A 14192-nucleotide genomic window follows, 5' to 3' on the forward strand; every position below is an offset into this window, starting at 1 on the left:
GCTCCCAGCATCGCACCAGAAGCAAAACACGACATTCCTATATTGCTCAAACACGACATTAGGATATTGCCCCTACAGTAAAAAAGTTGATAATTTATGTTATGTCAACTCAATTAACAGAAGCCGCGCTTCAGCCGCAACCAGCTCCCGCCCCGCGAACTACACAATTTAACGTCCGTGCGAAGCTCCGATTACTGACGCCATCCGGCGCCAGCTCAACCAGGAGCAACACATGCACGACGCAACGCACGAAGTTCGAGCGGCAACGCTCGCAAGCCCATCGTTCATGCCGCCTTCGCCGGCCGCGCAAACCACAGCGTCGCAAAATATCCAACGCGAGGCGCGCTTGCCGTTCACGGTTCGCGTGGTCGCCGACGACGAGGCTCTCGAACGCGCTCTGAAAATGCGGCAGGCGGCGTATCAACGGCACGTTCCCGATTTCGCCCGAACGATGGACCAGCCGGAACCCTACGACCGCGAACCTGGCGGCCTGATCTTTCTCGCGGAGGCGAAACTCAACGGCGCACCCGTCGGCACCATGCGGATCCAGAGCAACCGGTATCGCAGGCTCTCGCTCCAGACATCGGTGGACCTGCCTGACTGGGTCTCCGGCAAACTGGTCGGCGCAACACGGCTCGGGGTCGAGGCCGGCGCTGCCGGACGCATGGTTAAAACTGCGCTATTTAAAGCGTTCTATTTATACTGCATGCTTGAGAAAATCGAATGGATGGTGATTGCCGCGCGAACGCCGCTCGATCGCCAATACGCCGCAATGCTTTTTCGCGACGTTTTCGGCGAGAAGGAGTTTATTCCGCTTGCCCACGCCAACAACATCCCGCACCGTGTCATGGCTTTCGAAGTAGCCACGGCGCAGCAGCGTTGGCATGAAGCGCGTCATCCACTTTATGATTTCATGGTGGCGACACATCATCCGGATATCGATCTGAGCGCAGCGCCCTCTCTGAACTGGCCCCCAGCAGCAGGTTCAGCAAGTGCTATCAATACTCCAAGCAGCTTGCTGCCTCAGCACGGGCAAACAGCGAACGGCTCTGCGGGCACTGGCGAGGCGTTGCACTACTAACCGGCATTCACACAGGTACATGCCGCGCCGAAAGACGTGGCATTGCCGTCGAAATTGGAACGTTGCCATCCAAGCCGCCTCAGCCTTCGGACGGAGGCGGCTTTTTACGAGTAAAGTACCCGCCGCGCATCCATATTGCGCAGCCGGCGGGATCGATCCAATGCCGCCACGCACATTGACAGGCCGATGAATGAAATGGTTTGACCGAAAGCAGTGTCGGACGAGAGCGCGGGCCGGCTTCACGATCGATACGTTTTCATTTCTGTTTTCTTACTACGCGACTCCGCTTGCTATCGGGATTCTGTCGCTGATCGTGCTACTGCACCCGGGCACGCCCTCAGGCACCGAAAGCGGCAGGCCGCTGTCGATGCACATCTTGGTCGATCAAAAAAGCCAACTTGACGTGGCGAGCGCAGTCGCCGCGCTGCGTGCCCAGCCGCTGCAGGATCGCTACGATACGCGGCTCAGCGAAGCGCCGACCTGGTTCTCGATCGAGTCGTCCGGACCGGATGTGTTGAATGCCGCTGCACCAGCTCCTCAGGCAATTTTTTTCCCCTCTCGGCATATCCAGCAGATCAGTTGTTTCGACATATCGACGTTTGCGCCAATTGGCAGCGTATCGAAAGACGCGCCTGCTTCAGGCGCCCTCGCCCGCTCGGGCAGCGGCATTGCGGTGACTTCGAGTCCACGCGACGGCGTGGTGTGCCGGGCACGCTTCAGCGGCCCTGCGGTCCACTCGGCCTTGAGCCTGTCAACGAGTGATCTGAAGCATCGAAACGACTCGTTCTATCGGCATTCAGGATTGCTCGAAGGCGGCCTCGCGACGCTGGCCGCATTCGTGCTGATCACGGCCATCATCAACCGTGACTGGGTCTACGTGCTGTTCGCCGCGTGGCTGTTCGGCAATCTCCGTCTGGGCGCAATCTCCATGGGCTGGGACGAACAATGGCTCGGCTCGGCGTTGCCGCTCGGCTGGGTTTCGCTGATCCGCAAGATCACGGTCCCCGTGTACTACATCCTCACGTGGACGCTCTTTCAGAACCTTTTCAGGAACGACCTGCCGCGCGTTGGGCACAAGCGTTTGCTTCGCGCCATTCAATGGCTCGGGCCGGTGCTGCTGATCGCATCCATAGCGCTGCCAGTCCGGTTCTACTTGCCGCTGATGTGGAGTATTGCGAGCTTTTCGATCGCGGTGATCGTCTTCATTCTTGTTCGCTTGCTGATCATCGCGCCATCGCGCACGGCGCTCTGGTACAGCGCCGCGCTCGCAATCGCGTTGCTCGCGAGCTTTTCGGAGGTTGCCTCGGCGGCTTTCAAGACGCACTTTTTTATCCCCGCGTTCAATAGCGTGACGGCGGCGCTCGTGTCCAGCCTGATGGCGGCGCTCGCCATCGCCGAGCAGATGCGGGCCGAACGCGCCGAGCGTCTGCGGGCGCAAGCCGAGGTCCGCCGCGCCTATGAAGTGACGCCGGTCGGGCTTTTCACGCTTGATCCCGACGGCAGTTTCGTGCGCGTCAACCCGGCGCTCGAATCAATGCTCGGCATGGCGGACAACGGGCAACGCCGGCACTGGGACGATTACTTCGAGGCGGGAAGCTGGCGGCCCATCTACAAGCAGGCGATGAAAACGGGCGCGGTCGAATTCGAAATGACGCTCGACGGCAAACCGCCCGTTGCAGCAGATGATCTCCTGGCTGCATCCCATCCAAGCGGCGCTCACCAGCACCACTATCTGATCAAGGCGGCGTCCGCCGGCACGCAACTGGAAGGTTCCGTGCAGGACGTTACCGAGCGGCAGCAGGCGATCCATACCCTGAGCTTCCTCGCGCACCACGATCCGCTGACGGGCGTCCTGAACCGGCGCGGTATCGACCGGTGTATCGCCGAGACAACCACGGCAGCCGGACGCCAGTCGACACCGCTGATCATCGCGTATCTGGATCTCGACCGCTTCAAGCTGATCAACGATCTGTTCGGCCATCACATTGGCGACGAAGTGCTCAGGCAAGTCTGCTCGCGCATTGAAACCGGATTGCGGCCAGCCGACCGGATTTGCCGGATCGGCGGCGACGAGTTTGTCATCCTGTTTCGCGATACATCGCTGGACGCGGCGGCGCTCGCTTCGCAGGCGCTTATCGATACCATCGGCCGCGAGTCCTATCAGATCGGCCAGCGTGCGTTCCATGTGCACGCATCGGTCGGCTTGATCGAGTCGCCTGCGGATTTGCGGGCGGAGGAAGCCATTTCGGCCGCCGACAGCGCCTGCCGCGAAGCGAAGCTCAACGGCAACGGACGCGTGGTGGTGTATCGGAGCGATGCACCGATGTTCGTGGAACGGCATCATGAATTGAGCCTGATCGAGCGGTTCAGCGGCGATCTTCCGCTGACCGGCCTGTTCCTCGAGATGCAGCCGATCATGTCGCTGAAAACACCGTATGACGCGCTGGATTTCGAAGTGCTGCTGCGCATGCGCGGTCCCGGCAACACGGTGATCCCGCCCGTGAAAGTGATCGCGGCGGCGGAAGCCAACGGCACCATTTCCCTTGTCGATAAATGGGTCATGGAGACCACGCTGTGCTGGATCGACCGCAACCTCACGCGCTTGTCGAGAACGCGGTTCGTGTCGGTCAACGTAAGCGCCGCGTCGTTGAACGACGAACGGTTTGTCGCGGAAGTGGGCGATCTGCTGCGCCGGTATCAGCACGTGGTTCCCATGCTTTGCATCGAGATCACGGAAGGCGTTGCATTGCGTGACCTGAACAATACGCGGCGTCTTATCGACAGCGTGCAGCGGCTCGGCGCAAAAGTCGCGCTCGATGACTTCGGCGCGGGTTATACGTCGTTCCCTTACCTGACCGAACTGCCCGCCGATGCCTTGAAAATCGATGGCGGTTTCGTGCGGCGTATCAGGGAATTTTCGGCAAATGCAGCGATTGTCGAAGCGATCGTGGGCCTCGCGCGCAACCTCGGCATGCAGAGCATTGCAGAATGGGTCGAGGACGCGCACACGCTCGAGATCCTGCAGACCATGGGCGTGGATTACGTGCAGGGGTTCGCTATCGCCCGGCCGCAACTGCCGGATGTGATCCTTGCGGCCACGTCGGCGGCGGACTTCATTACTGACCCCGAGATTCTCGCGTTGATCGGGCCACGAACCGTTGAGTTCGCGCAAAGCGATCGCTCGACGAGTCCCCTGCACTAGCGATTATTTTTTCTCGTGCTACCCGCGAGTCACGGTGTAGGAGCTAACGGGCCTGGACCGATTACTCCTACCGATTACATCGAGCGTTCGAGCATCTCGCGGTAGTCATCCGGCGTAGCCTCGCGCGGATTCGTCTTGTGGCTGTGATCCGTCAGCGCGCCGCCGATGATCCGCTCGAACATGTCATGCGTCACGCCGAGCCCGGCCAGTCCCGAAGGCATGCCAAGCTTGCGGCTCATGTCGCGAATCGCCGGGCTGACCTGGTCACCGGATTCGAGTTGCATTGCCAGGGCGAGACGGCCGAGCTTGCCTTCATCCTTCACGCTTTGCGCCGCGCTGTTGAAGTCGATCACGGCGGGCAGGAAGATTGCGTTGAGCGTGCCGTGATGCAGCTTCGGGTTGATGCCGCCAAGCGAATGACTCAGGCTGTGCACGCACCCGAGTCCCTTCTGGAACGCGAGCGCGCCTTGCATCGATGCGCTCATCATGTTCATGCGTGCCACGCGGTCATCGGGTCGATGCGTGGCGCGTTCGATGTGACGCCACGCGCGCCACAATCCGTCGAGCGCGATGCCGTCGGCAGGCGGATTGAACGCCGGGGCCAGGAACGTTTCAATGCAATGCGCGATGGCGTCCATGCCGGTTGCGGCGGTCAGCGCGGGCGGCAACTTCATGGTGAGTTCGGGATCGCAGATGGCCGACCTCGGCACCACGTACGGCGATATGACGCCGACCTTGCGGCCATCGTCAAGAATCAGGATCGCGCCGCGCCCTACTTCACTGCCGGTGCCCGCGGTGGTCGGGATCGCGATCAGCGGCGCCGTGGCGGACGTAATGCGCGCGGCGCCGCCTTCGATGACAGCGAAGCTTTGCAGCGGCCCTTCGTGCGTGGCGCAAACGGCCACGCCCTTCGCGAGGTCGATCGACGAACCGCCGCCTATCGCAATGATTCCGTCGCATTCCGATTGCTTGTACAGGGCTGCAGCGTCGCGTACGGCGGCCTCGTTGGGATTCGGCGGGGTGCGGTCATAGACCGGGACCGGTCCGGCTTGCGCGAGGGCGTCGAGCACCGTATCGACTATGCCCGCGGCCTTCACGCCCTGGTCGGTCACGATCAATGGACGACGAATGCCAATGCGCTCGCATTCGCTTTTAATGAGCTTGACGGCGCCGAAGTCGAACTGGATCTGCGTGATGTAATTGATGAGCGACATGGCAATGGGCAAGCACTATGTATGGGTTATCAGACCGGCAGAAAACGCGTCTTGCAGCGCGTCGCGCGCTGGTTGGTCATGCAGTATAGGCTTGGCCCCCTGACCTGAACATTGACAAGATTTCATGCCGCTATCGCTTTTGCTCAAGTCTGAGCGCGCCTGGCCCCAAAATCCTTCAACCCGCGAAACGCGGCTCGGGCAAACCCTTCACGCCGAGCCCCGTAATTGCAAAAAGGCCGCCCTTGTCGCGCTCCTTCTGCGGAATGCCCCACATCGGGCGTCCCATTGTGGTGACGAAAAGGATATCGAGTTCAGGGCCGCCGAACATCACGCTCGTCAGGTTGCGCACCGGAAATGGCACCACGCGGTCAAGCGTTCCGTCGGGCGCAAAACGCAGGATTCGACCGCCGAACACGAGCGCCGACCACACGTAGCCCTCGGCATCCACGGTCGCGCCATCGAACGTTCCCGCCATGTCGCGCGCGGAAGCAAACACGCGCCGGTTCGCAACAGACCCTGTTTCGATGTCATAGTCATATGCGTACATCTGGCGGTCGTAGGTATCGGTGAAATAGAAGGTGCGATTGTCCGGGCTCCAGCAAGGACCGTTCGAGCAACTGATGCCGCCGTCGAGCCGCGTCACCTGAGCGTTGGTGTCCAGCCGATACAACGCGCCGCTACGGCTCGAACGCTGGCCGCGATCGGCGTCGTAACGGTCGAAGTCGTAGGCCATGGTCCCAGCGATAAACCGCCCTCGCCGGTCGACCTTGCCGTCGTTGAAACGCGTCTCTGGATCATCGCTTTCCGGGTCCGCAATGAGCTTGACCGTCTGCGCATCGAAGTCGTAGAAATGCAGGCCGTTGGCAAGCGCAACCACGGCGCCGCCCTCTTCGCGCAGGGCCATGGAACCAATGTGGCGCGGCACGAAATAACGCCGGATGTCGCTGCCGTCGGCGCGGCAACTGCTGATTTCAGCGGCCGTGCTGTCGATCCAGTACAGGCGCTGTTCCTTCACATCCCACAACGGTCCTTCACCAAGATGATTGTCGGCATCGACGATCAGGCGCGTTTCGATCATGGTTGTCTCCGGTTTATTTGTCTGACTTTGCAGTGGCTCGCCGATGCGCCAAAAGCGCCATCAGCCGTCTGTCACGCCAGCGGCTGCGGTTTTCTATCTCGCCGCGCGGCAGCACTTCGCGACGCTCGGCGTCGAGCCGCGCGATGCTCTCGGGCGACCAGTCGAACGGCGCGCTGTCTTTCGCAAATGATCGATACATCGCGCCATAACGCGTGGCGTAATCCGAAATGCCGCCCGGCGCATTCAGGTCGATGGTTTCGAACGGGCCCATGAACGACCAGCGCAGCCCGAGGCCGTCGCGCATCACGGTATCGAGATCCGCCGCGCTCGCGTAACCGCGTGCATAAAGGCTCAGGGCTTCATCGAGCAGCGCGCCCTGAAGCCGGTTCAAGAGGAAACCGGGTATCTCGCGCGTGACAGTGACGGGCTGTTGACCGGCTTCCTCGTATAGCGCACGAGCGCGGGCGATCGTCTCGGACGTGGTCCACGGCGCGCCGCATAGCTCCACAAGCGGCACGAGCGACGGCGGGTTCACGGGATGCGCCACGAGACATCGCGCGCGACCGGCAAGGTCTTCCGTGAACGTCGACGCGGGCAGACCGGAAGTCGAACTTGCAAGTACCGTGTCGGGACGCGTCAGCCTGTCGAGTTCGCCGAACAGCGTGCGTTTCACCTCCAGGATTTCCGCGATGTTCTCTTGCACCAGATCGACATCGTGCACGGCATCGGCGAGATTTTCGTGGGCGCTGATACGCGCGGCAATCTGCTCGATGGACTCATCGACCAGACCATATTCGCGGAGGTCGGAAACGCTTTCGCGTATGGATGGAATCGCGCCTTCGAGCATTGCACGGTCGGCATCGTGAAGATGCACTTCGAATCCCGCACGCGCAAACACGATGGCCCACGCGCGTCCAATGCGCCCCGATCCAATCACGGCAACACGTTTCGATGCTGTCATCGCATGCTCCTGAACACTCAAGCTTTCTTGTCGCGCAACGTGATCACCGCAGCCAGCACAACAAGTCCGTTGATGATGTCACGTACGGCCGGCGGCACGGTGGTTCCCGCGAGCAACGTGCCGAGCGCGGTCAGCAACAGTGCGCCGCCGAACACGCCAAGGTAATGGCCGCGGCCGCCGGTGATCAATGCGCCGCCCACGACCACGACTGCAATCGATGGCAACAGGTATGGGTCGCCCATGCCAAGGAACGCCTGACTGCTGAAGCCGGCGAGCAACAGGCCCACGGCCGCCGAGCACAACCCGGAGAGGCAATACACCGCGATCAGCGTCGCGCCCACACGCACGCCCGAAAGCTTGGCCGCGATGGGCGAATTGCCGACCGCATAGACACGCCGCCCAAACGCCGTGCGATGCAACAGCAACAACGCGAGCGCAAGGAACAACGGCACGCACCACGCAGCCAGCGACAGCGGCCCGAAGCGGCCGTTCGTGAAATTGCTTATTGCCGATGGCGCCCAGCCCTGCGGCGAGCCATTGCAATAGATCAGCGTGATGCCCTGCAGCAGGCCGTTGGCGGCAAGCGTCACCACGATCGGCGGCAAGCCGAGCACGACCACGCCGACGCCGTTGAAGACGCCGACCAGCAGCCCTGCGCCGAGCACGAGCGGCACGGCCCAGAGCGCGGCATCGTTGAGACCATGCGTGAGGCCGGTGAGCAGCACGCCGGATAACGTGATGAGCCACGGCACGGACAGATCGAGACCACCTGTGAGAATTACCGCACCTTGACCCAGGCCGAGGATCGCGAGGAAAAGCGTCAACGTCAGCAGGCTCGTATAAAAGTTGGCGCTTGCAAGCACGCCTGGTCCGTACACCACGCCCGTTATCGCGATGACGCCGAAGAACAGCAAATAGGCGGGCACCACGTACTTCACCCATTCGCGATTGCGTTCTATCCAGTCCGATATCACGCGGCCCTTGAGCTCGGTGTTTTCCATCGGACGAAAGTGCTCGACTTCGAAGTTCACGCGGCGTGCACGCCGATCGTCCCTCGCGCGCGTTCCGGTTCGCCATGCGCTCAGCCACCGGCCGGCATATCGCGCGCAATGATGCGCCGCCGACTGTTTGCCGATGGACGATCCCAGCACGGCGAGAATCAGGATCACCGCTTCAGCAATGGTCGTGAAAAACGCCGATACGTTGAGCACGAGCAGAATGTTGACGGTAATCATCAGCGTCATGGCCGCGAACACGGTGCCGACACAACCGCCGCGCCCGCCGCCCAGCCACGTCCCGCCAAGCACGACCGCGGTGAACATGGAAAGCAGCAATGGCCGACCGACGAGCGGATCGGCGGAACCCGTTTGCGCCGATACATATAGTCCCGCCGCCGCGTAGAACATCCCGGCGAGCGCGTACGTAGCAATCCGATATCCACGCACCGGCATGCCGTTCGAATAAGCGCCGTCCGGATCGCTGCCGAGCGCGTACAAGCCAACGCCAAAACGCGTGCGCTTGACGAAGGTCCACACCAGCAGCGCGGCGATCAGCACGGCGGCCGACATGGGCACCTTGTCGGGGATAAGGTCCGACGTGATCAGTCCTCCGAACTGATCGCCGATACTGCCGCCCGGCTTGTTCTGGATCAGCAGCGTCAGGCCCTGAACCATGAACATGGTCGCGAGCGTGACCACGATCGACTGAAGCCTGAACCACGCAATCAGCGCGCCGTTGATGAGGCCGATCCCGCCGCCTATCGCGATGATCAATGCAACGCCGCCCCATTGCTCGACCGGCGTGCCTTGCACGAAACGCACGGCAAGCACGTTGGAGAGCGACACTACCGCCGAAGCGGACAGATCGAAACCGCCGCTCAGCACCACGATTGTCTGCCCGATGGCTGCCAGCGCGAGTGTCGTGCCGCTGGAGATCACGGAACCGATGTCATACATTCCAACGGGCGTGGCCGAGAGCGACACCCACGCGATCAACATCGCGAGAAGCGCGCCAATGGCGATGATCAGCCCGCGATAATGATCGATGCGCGCCCGCAATCCGACGTGCGCGCCTGGCCGCACGATCTCGCTGTCGGGTGACGCAATTGCAATTTTCATGATCGACCTCTGGTTGCTTCGGTTCGACTCAACATTACTTCTAGCTCGACAGCATCTTGCGCATCACGTTCTCTTCGGTAAGCGCGTCGCCTGTCAGTTCGGCCACATTTCGCCCGCGATACACCACCGAGACACGGTCACACACGTTCACCAGTTCGGGCACGTCGGTGGAATAGAACAGCACGGCGCCCCCGGCCGCGGCGAACGCGCGCATCAATACGAAGATCTGATGCTTCGTCCCGACATCGATCCCGCGTGTCGGGTCGAACATCAGCCACACGCGGCTTTGCGTGAGCAGCCATTTCGCCATCGCGATCTTTTGCTGGTTGCCGCCGGAGAACGAGAGGCACGGCTTGTACACGGCGCGCGGATTGACTTCCATTTGCGCAAGTGCTCGTTTGACCGCCGCCTGCTCGCGTTTGCGGTCGATCAAACCGAAGCGCGTAAAGCGCTTGATTACCGGCAACGAGACGTTTTCTCCACCCGGAAGACGCAGGAACAAGCCTTCCGTCTTGCGATCCTCGGGCAGAAAACTCGTGGATATCCCCGCCTTCAACGAATCAGCCGTCGACGTCAGCGTGACCGGTTTGCCATCGACGAGTATTTGTCCTGCATCGATAAATTCCGCGCCGAACAATGCCTCGAAAATCTCGCGCTGCCCCATGCCCTGAAGCGCCGCGATGCCATGGACCTCGCCTGCCTTGAGCGTCAGGTCGAAGTCGTTCACCACGCCGTCCACCTTGATGGCACGCGCTTCCATGGCGGGCGTTTCGAGCACGGCTGCAGATGCAAGCTTCGGCGGATACTTCGCTTCCATCGAGCGGCCAATGACGAGCCGGATGACTTCGTCGTCGGAGATGGAGGAGGTATCGAATGCACCTACGTCGTGGCCGTTCCTGTACACCGTCAGGCTGTCGCAGAACTCGCGCACTTCCTGCATGCGGTGCGTAATGAACACGAACGTAACGCCCCGCGCCTTCATCTCTTCTATGCGGCGTTGAAGCCATGAAACATCGCGGCCCGACAACGCCGATGTCGGTTCATCGAGCAACAGCACTTCGGGCTTGCGCACGAGCGCCTTCGCAATCTCGATCTTCTGGCGCACCGGCAGCGCGAGATCGCGGATATAGGCGCCGGGACGCACATCGCCCAGTTCAAGCCTGTCGAGCCACTCGGCCGCCTGCCGCTGCGCCTCCCGCTGGCGAATGCGGCCGAACCAACCGGTTGGTTCATACGCCATCAGGAGGTTTTGCGCGACCGTCAGATCGCGGACCAGCGTCATTTCCTGGAACGCGGTCTGCACGCCTGCCCGATGCGCGTCTTTCGGGCCGCGCATGTTCACGCTGCGGCCGAGGATCGAGATGCTGCCTTCATCCGGCTGCATCAATCCCGAAAGCAGCTTGACCGTTGTCGATTTGCCCGCGCCGTTCTCGCCAAGCAGCGCGTGCACGGCGCCGCGCCTGACGCGAAAAGACGCGTTGTCCAGCGCAACGGTTGCGCCGAACCGCTTGGTCACGTTCGACAGGTCGATTGCCCAGCCGCCGTCCACCGCCTGTGAGTGGCTCTGCATGAAACGCTCCTTAATCCGGATTGCCGGTCAACGCCGCGTTGAAACCGACCTCGCTCGTCTCGGCCGAATAAATGTCGGCGAACCAGCCCGGCGGCACCTTGTCCGGCGTGAACGCGGTGCAGCCGGCCTTAAGTTCATCGATGGAACCTGTCTTGCACAGCTTCGATTCGGACGTGAGGACCAGCGGCAACTTGAGCGTCACATGCGGGGGGAAATCCTTGCCTTCCAGCTTGCCCACGGCCATCTTGAGCGCCAGCGCGCCCGAGTACGGCGGCGAGCCGTAGGAGATCGACCGGTATCCGATCGAGCGATATGACCCATCGCCCTTCACGGTTCCCGGCGGCAGCATCTGCACGCGATGTCCGTTCGACGACTCACCCGCGCACGGCTTCACCTTGTCGTCGGCTATGCCCGCTTCGAGCTGCATGGACGCGGCCGTGAAGCACCCCACCTGCATCCACAGCCCGTCTATCTTGTCCCAGCTATTGGTCGCAAGGATCTTCGACAACTCCGTCTTGGCCGTGGCCTGACTCCACATGCCGGTGCCTTCGGCAACGATCTTGATCCCTGGATACTTCGCGAACACCGCCTTCGCCGCCTCGGTGCGCGCGCGATCCACCGACGTGCCCGGCACGCCGTTGATCAGCACGATATTGCCCTTGCCATTGATCGTCTTCGCAAGCCATTCCGCCGTGACGGTCCCGGCCTGCTTCTGGTCAATGGTCACGTTATGCGCGCACGGTTCGGTCACTTCGCCGTCGTACGCGGCCACGATCACGCCTTTCGAGCAGGCGTTCTTGATCGCCCGGTTCAGCGCGGTCGGCGAGATCGGATAGATCACAATGGCCTTGGCGCCCGCCTGAACCATGGAGTTGATCTGCTGGATCTGCTTTTGCGCGTCGGTGCCGGCGACCTGCACTTCCAGGTCGACCTTGTCCTTGAGCCCGGGTGTCGCGGCCATGGCCTTGACCATGTTCGCCGCTTCCGTTTGCCAGTCGTTGCCTACATAACTCATCGATAGAAATACCTTGTATTTCCCCGCAGCCGTGGCGTGTTGCGATACCGCCAGCGTCGCGAGCAACGAGGCCGCAAGCGCAAGCCGCGCCGCCCGACGGATGGTGTTCGTCAGCGTTTTCATGTCTTCCTCCGATCCTGCGTATGGTTATTTATGCCTGTACTACTAACTTTCGACGTGTTTCAAACGAGCGCTTGCAGGCAGTTCGATACCTGCGGATCCCGCCACGACATTCGGGTCGTGACCGGGGATGACGAAGTCCGCAATCTGCCGGATTCGCCTGAGCGATGCGAGTTCGGCGGCGGTCTCATGAACGATCCCGACCGGCACGAGATCGACGATATTCTCCATGCAGCTTGCGCAATCGCCCGCGATCAGCACCACGCCGTCGGCAGTGTCCACTGCAACCGATTGATGGCCTGGCGTATGTCCGGGCGTGGGCACCACGCGCACGCCCGGAGCAATGTCGGTAATGCCATGAACGAACTGCCAGCGGAAATACGCGAGCGGTTCGCGGCCTATCAGGAATTCCTGATAGAACGTGGCTTGCGTGGGCAATGGATGCCCCGCGTATTCCCATTCGCTCGCCTGCACGATAAAACGCGCATTCTTGAAGAGCGTATTGCCGCCTGAATGGTCGTAATGCAGATGCGTGTTGATGACAATATCGACGTCGTCCGCGCTCCATCCCACGTATTCCTTCAACGCGCGTTCCAGCCGTTCTTCCGGCGCCTGTTCGCATGGGCACACGAAGCTCGATACCCAGCCCGGATCGTGGATGCCGGTATCGACGACGATCTTTTTATCGCCGCCCACGATCGCCGTCGACCAGACGGGCACCTTGATCTGCTGGCCGTAATACCGGCCATATATCTGCGATGAACGATCAACAGTCAGCCACCCCGTAGGCATGGCGACCACCTTGAGTTTCGGCACAGTCACAGTGATCTCCGCCATAAAAGGTTGAAAGGAGGCGGTTGAAGGGTGGCGTCAGAAGTTCGTGTTGTCCGCGCCTTTGAGCCCGAGCATGGCGCGCGCTTCGTCGGGCGTTGCAATGGCGAGCGACAGGCCTTCTATTACCTGACGGATCTTCACGACCTGGGCCGCGCTCGATTCGGCCAGCTTTCCGGCTTCTATCCACAGCGAATCCTCGAGCCCGACACGCGCGTTCGACCCCTGGGCCACGCCAAGCGTCGCGAGCGGAATCTGATGGCGGCCCGCGCCGAGAATAGACCAGACGTAGTCGCTTCCGAAGAGCCGGTCGGCGGTACGCCGCATATGCATCAGGTCTTCCGGATGCGGCCCGATGCCGCCCAGCAGGCCAAACACGCTCTGCACGAAAAACGGCGGTTTCGCGAGTCCGCGATCAACAAAATGCGCGAGGTTATAGAGGTGCGAGATGTCGTAGCATTCGTACTCGAAACGCGTACCGTTCGCGCCGCAAGAGGTCAGGATGTATTCGATATCCTTGAACGTGTTCTTGAAAATCAGGTCGCGGCTGTTGGCCAGATGCTGGCGCTCCCAGTCATGCTTGAACTCCTTGAAGCGGTCGAACATGGGGTAGAGACCGAAGTTCATCGACCCCATGTTCAACGATGCAACTTCCGGCTTGAAGTGGTGGGCCGGCTTCAGGCGCTCTTCCACCGTCATGTGCGGACTGCCGCCGCTCGTGATGTTGATCACCGCATTCGTCTCGGCCTTGATGCGCGGCAGGAATTGCTGGAACACGGCGGGGTCTTGCGTCGGGCGGCCGTCGTTGGGGTCGCGTGCATGCAGGTGCAGGATTGCCGCGCCCTCCTTTGCCGCCGCCAGCGCGGCATCGCCAATTTCCTGCGGCGTGACCGGCAAGTAGGGTGACATGGACGGTGTGTGGATCGCGCCCGTAGGCGCGCACGTGATGATGACCTTGCGCTTCGTAGCCATTGCTTTCAGACCTCGCGAGAGATGAGTGACG

10 protein-coding genes are annotated in these 14192 nt (G+C 61.4%); 2 read left to right on the forward strand and 8 right to left on the reverse strand.

Annotated features, from left to right (window positions below; all coding sequences use genetic code 11):
• Window positions 1–364 precede the first annotated feature (364 nt).
• Complete coding sequence (locus AWB64_RS29335; protein WP_208603335.1) at window positions 365–1081, forward strand: N-acyl amino acid synthase FeeM domain-containing protein; 717 nt, start codon at window positions 365–367, stop codon at window positions 1079–1081.
• A 190-nt stretch (window positions 1082–1271) separates the two neighbouring features.
• Window positions 1272–4283 carry an EAL domain-containing protein gene (locus tag AWB64_RS29340; protein WP_060858929.1) on the forward strand — a complete coding sequence of 1004 codons (3012 nt, stop codon included), beginning with the start codon at window positions 1272–1274 and terminating at the stop codon, window positions 4281–4283.
• A 74-nt stretch (window positions 4284–4357) separates the two neighbouring features.
• Here AWB64_RS29340 and gbd read toward each other — a convergent pair whose 3' ends face one another.
• The 8 genes from gbd to kce form a co-directional block, all read right to left on the reverse strand.
• Window positions 4358–5497, reverse strand: coding sequence for a 4-hydroxybutyrate dehydrogenase (gene gbd, locus AWB64_RS29345; protein WP_060858930.1), 1140 nt, complete (start codon window positions 5495–5497; stop codon window positions 4358–4360).
• Window positions 5498–5672: 175 nt separating this feature from the next.
• Entirely contained in the window at window positions 5673–6575 is a 903-nt protein-coding gene (locus AWB64_RS29350; protein ID WP_060858931.1) for an SMP-30/gluconolactonase/LRE family protein, read from the reverse strand.
• Window positions 6576–6588: 13 nt separating this feature from the next.
• Window positions 6589–7536 (reverse strand): 3-hydroxyacyl-CoA dehydrogenase, encoded by a 948-nt coding sequence (locus AWB64_RS29355; RefSeq protein WP_060858932.1) that lies wholly within the window; start codon window positions 7534–7536, stop codon window positions 6589–6591.
• 17 nt (window positions 7537–7553) lie between these two features.
• Window positions 7554–9653, reverse strand: a complete 2100-nt coding sequence (locus AWB64_RS29360; protein ID WP_060858933.1) for an ABC transporter permease subunit — start codon at window positions 9651–9653, stop codon at window positions 7554–7556.
• A gap of 40 nt (window positions 9654–9693) precedes the next feature.
• Window positions 9694–11223 (reverse strand): sugar ABC transporter ATP-binding protein, encoded by a 1530-nt coding sequence (locus tag AWB64_RS29365; protein WP_060858934.1) that lies wholly within the window; start codon window positions 11221–11223, stop codon window positions 9694–9696.
• 10 nt (window positions 11224–11233) lie between these two features.
• The gene (locus AWB64_RS29370; RefSeq protein ID WP_060858935.1) at window positions 11234–12361 is read right to left on the reverse strand and encodes a sugar ABC transporter substrate-binding protein; all 1128 of its coding nucleotides are present in this window, start codon (window positions 12359–12361) and stop codon (window positions 11234–11236) included.
• 42 nt (window positions 12362–12403) lie between these two features.
• Window positions 12404–13150 (reverse strand): N-acyl homoserine lactonase family protein, encoded by a 747-nt coding sequence (locus AWB64_RS29375; RefSeq protein ID WP_060858955.1) that lies wholly within the window; start codon window positions 13148–13150, stop codon window positions 12404–12406.
• Window positions 13151–13228: 78 nt separating this feature from the next.
• Complete coding sequence (kce, locus tag AWB64_RS29380; RefSeq protein WP_060858936.1) at window positions 13229–14161, reverse strand: 3,5-dioxohexanoate:acetyl-CoA acetone transferase; 933 nt, start codon at window positions 14159–14161, stop codon at window positions 13229–13231.
• Window positions 14162–14192: the final 31 nt, after the last annotated feature.

The sequence above is a fragment of the Caballeronia sordidicola genome (assembly GCF_001544455.2).
GTDB lineage: Bacteria > Pseudomonadota > Gammaproteobacteria > Burkholderiales > Burkholderiaceae > Caballeronia > Caballeronia sordidicola.

What these genes read in the sequence shown, in the direction of transcription:
- AWB64_RS29340 (WP_060858929.1), top strand. Translation starts at nt 1,272, where the DNA reads ATGAAATGGTTTGACCGAAAGCAGTGTCGGACGAGAGCGCGGGCCGGC.
- gbd (WP_060858930.1), bottom strand. Translation starts at nt 5,497, where the DNA reads ATGTCGCTCATCAATTACATCACGCAGATCCAGTTCGACTTCGGCGCC.
- AWB64_RS29350 (WP_060858931.1), bottom strand. Translation starts at nt 6,575, where the DNA reads ATGATCGAAACGCGCCTGATCGTCGATGCCGACAATCATCTTGGTGAA.
- AWB64_RS29355 (WP_060858932.1), bottom strand. Translation starts at nt 7,536, where the DNA reads ATGACAGCATCGAAACGTGTTGCCGTGATTGGATCGGGGCGCATTGGA.
- AWB64_RS29360 (WP_060858933.1), bottom strand. Translation starts at nt 9,653, where the DNA reads ATGAAAATTGCAATTGCGTCACCCGACAGCGAGATCGTGCGGCCAGGC.
- AWB64_RS29365 (WP_060858934.1), bottom strand. Translation starts at nt 11,223, where the DNA reads ATGCAGAGCCACTCACAGGCGGTGGACGGCGGCTGGGCAATCGACCTG.
- AWB64_RS29370 (WP_060858935.1), bottom strand. Translation starts at nt 12,361, where the DNA reads ATGAAAACGCTGACGAACACCATCCGTCGGGCGGCGCGGCTTGCGCTT.
- AWB64_RS29375 (WP_060858955.1), bottom strand. Translation starts at nt 13,150, where the DNA reads ATGCCTACGGGGTGGCTGACTGTTGATCGTTCATCGCAGATATATGGC.
- kce (WP_060858936.1), bottom strand. Translation starts at nt 14,161, where the DNA reads ATGGCTACGAAGCGCAAGGTCATCATCACGTGCGCGCCTACGGGCGCG.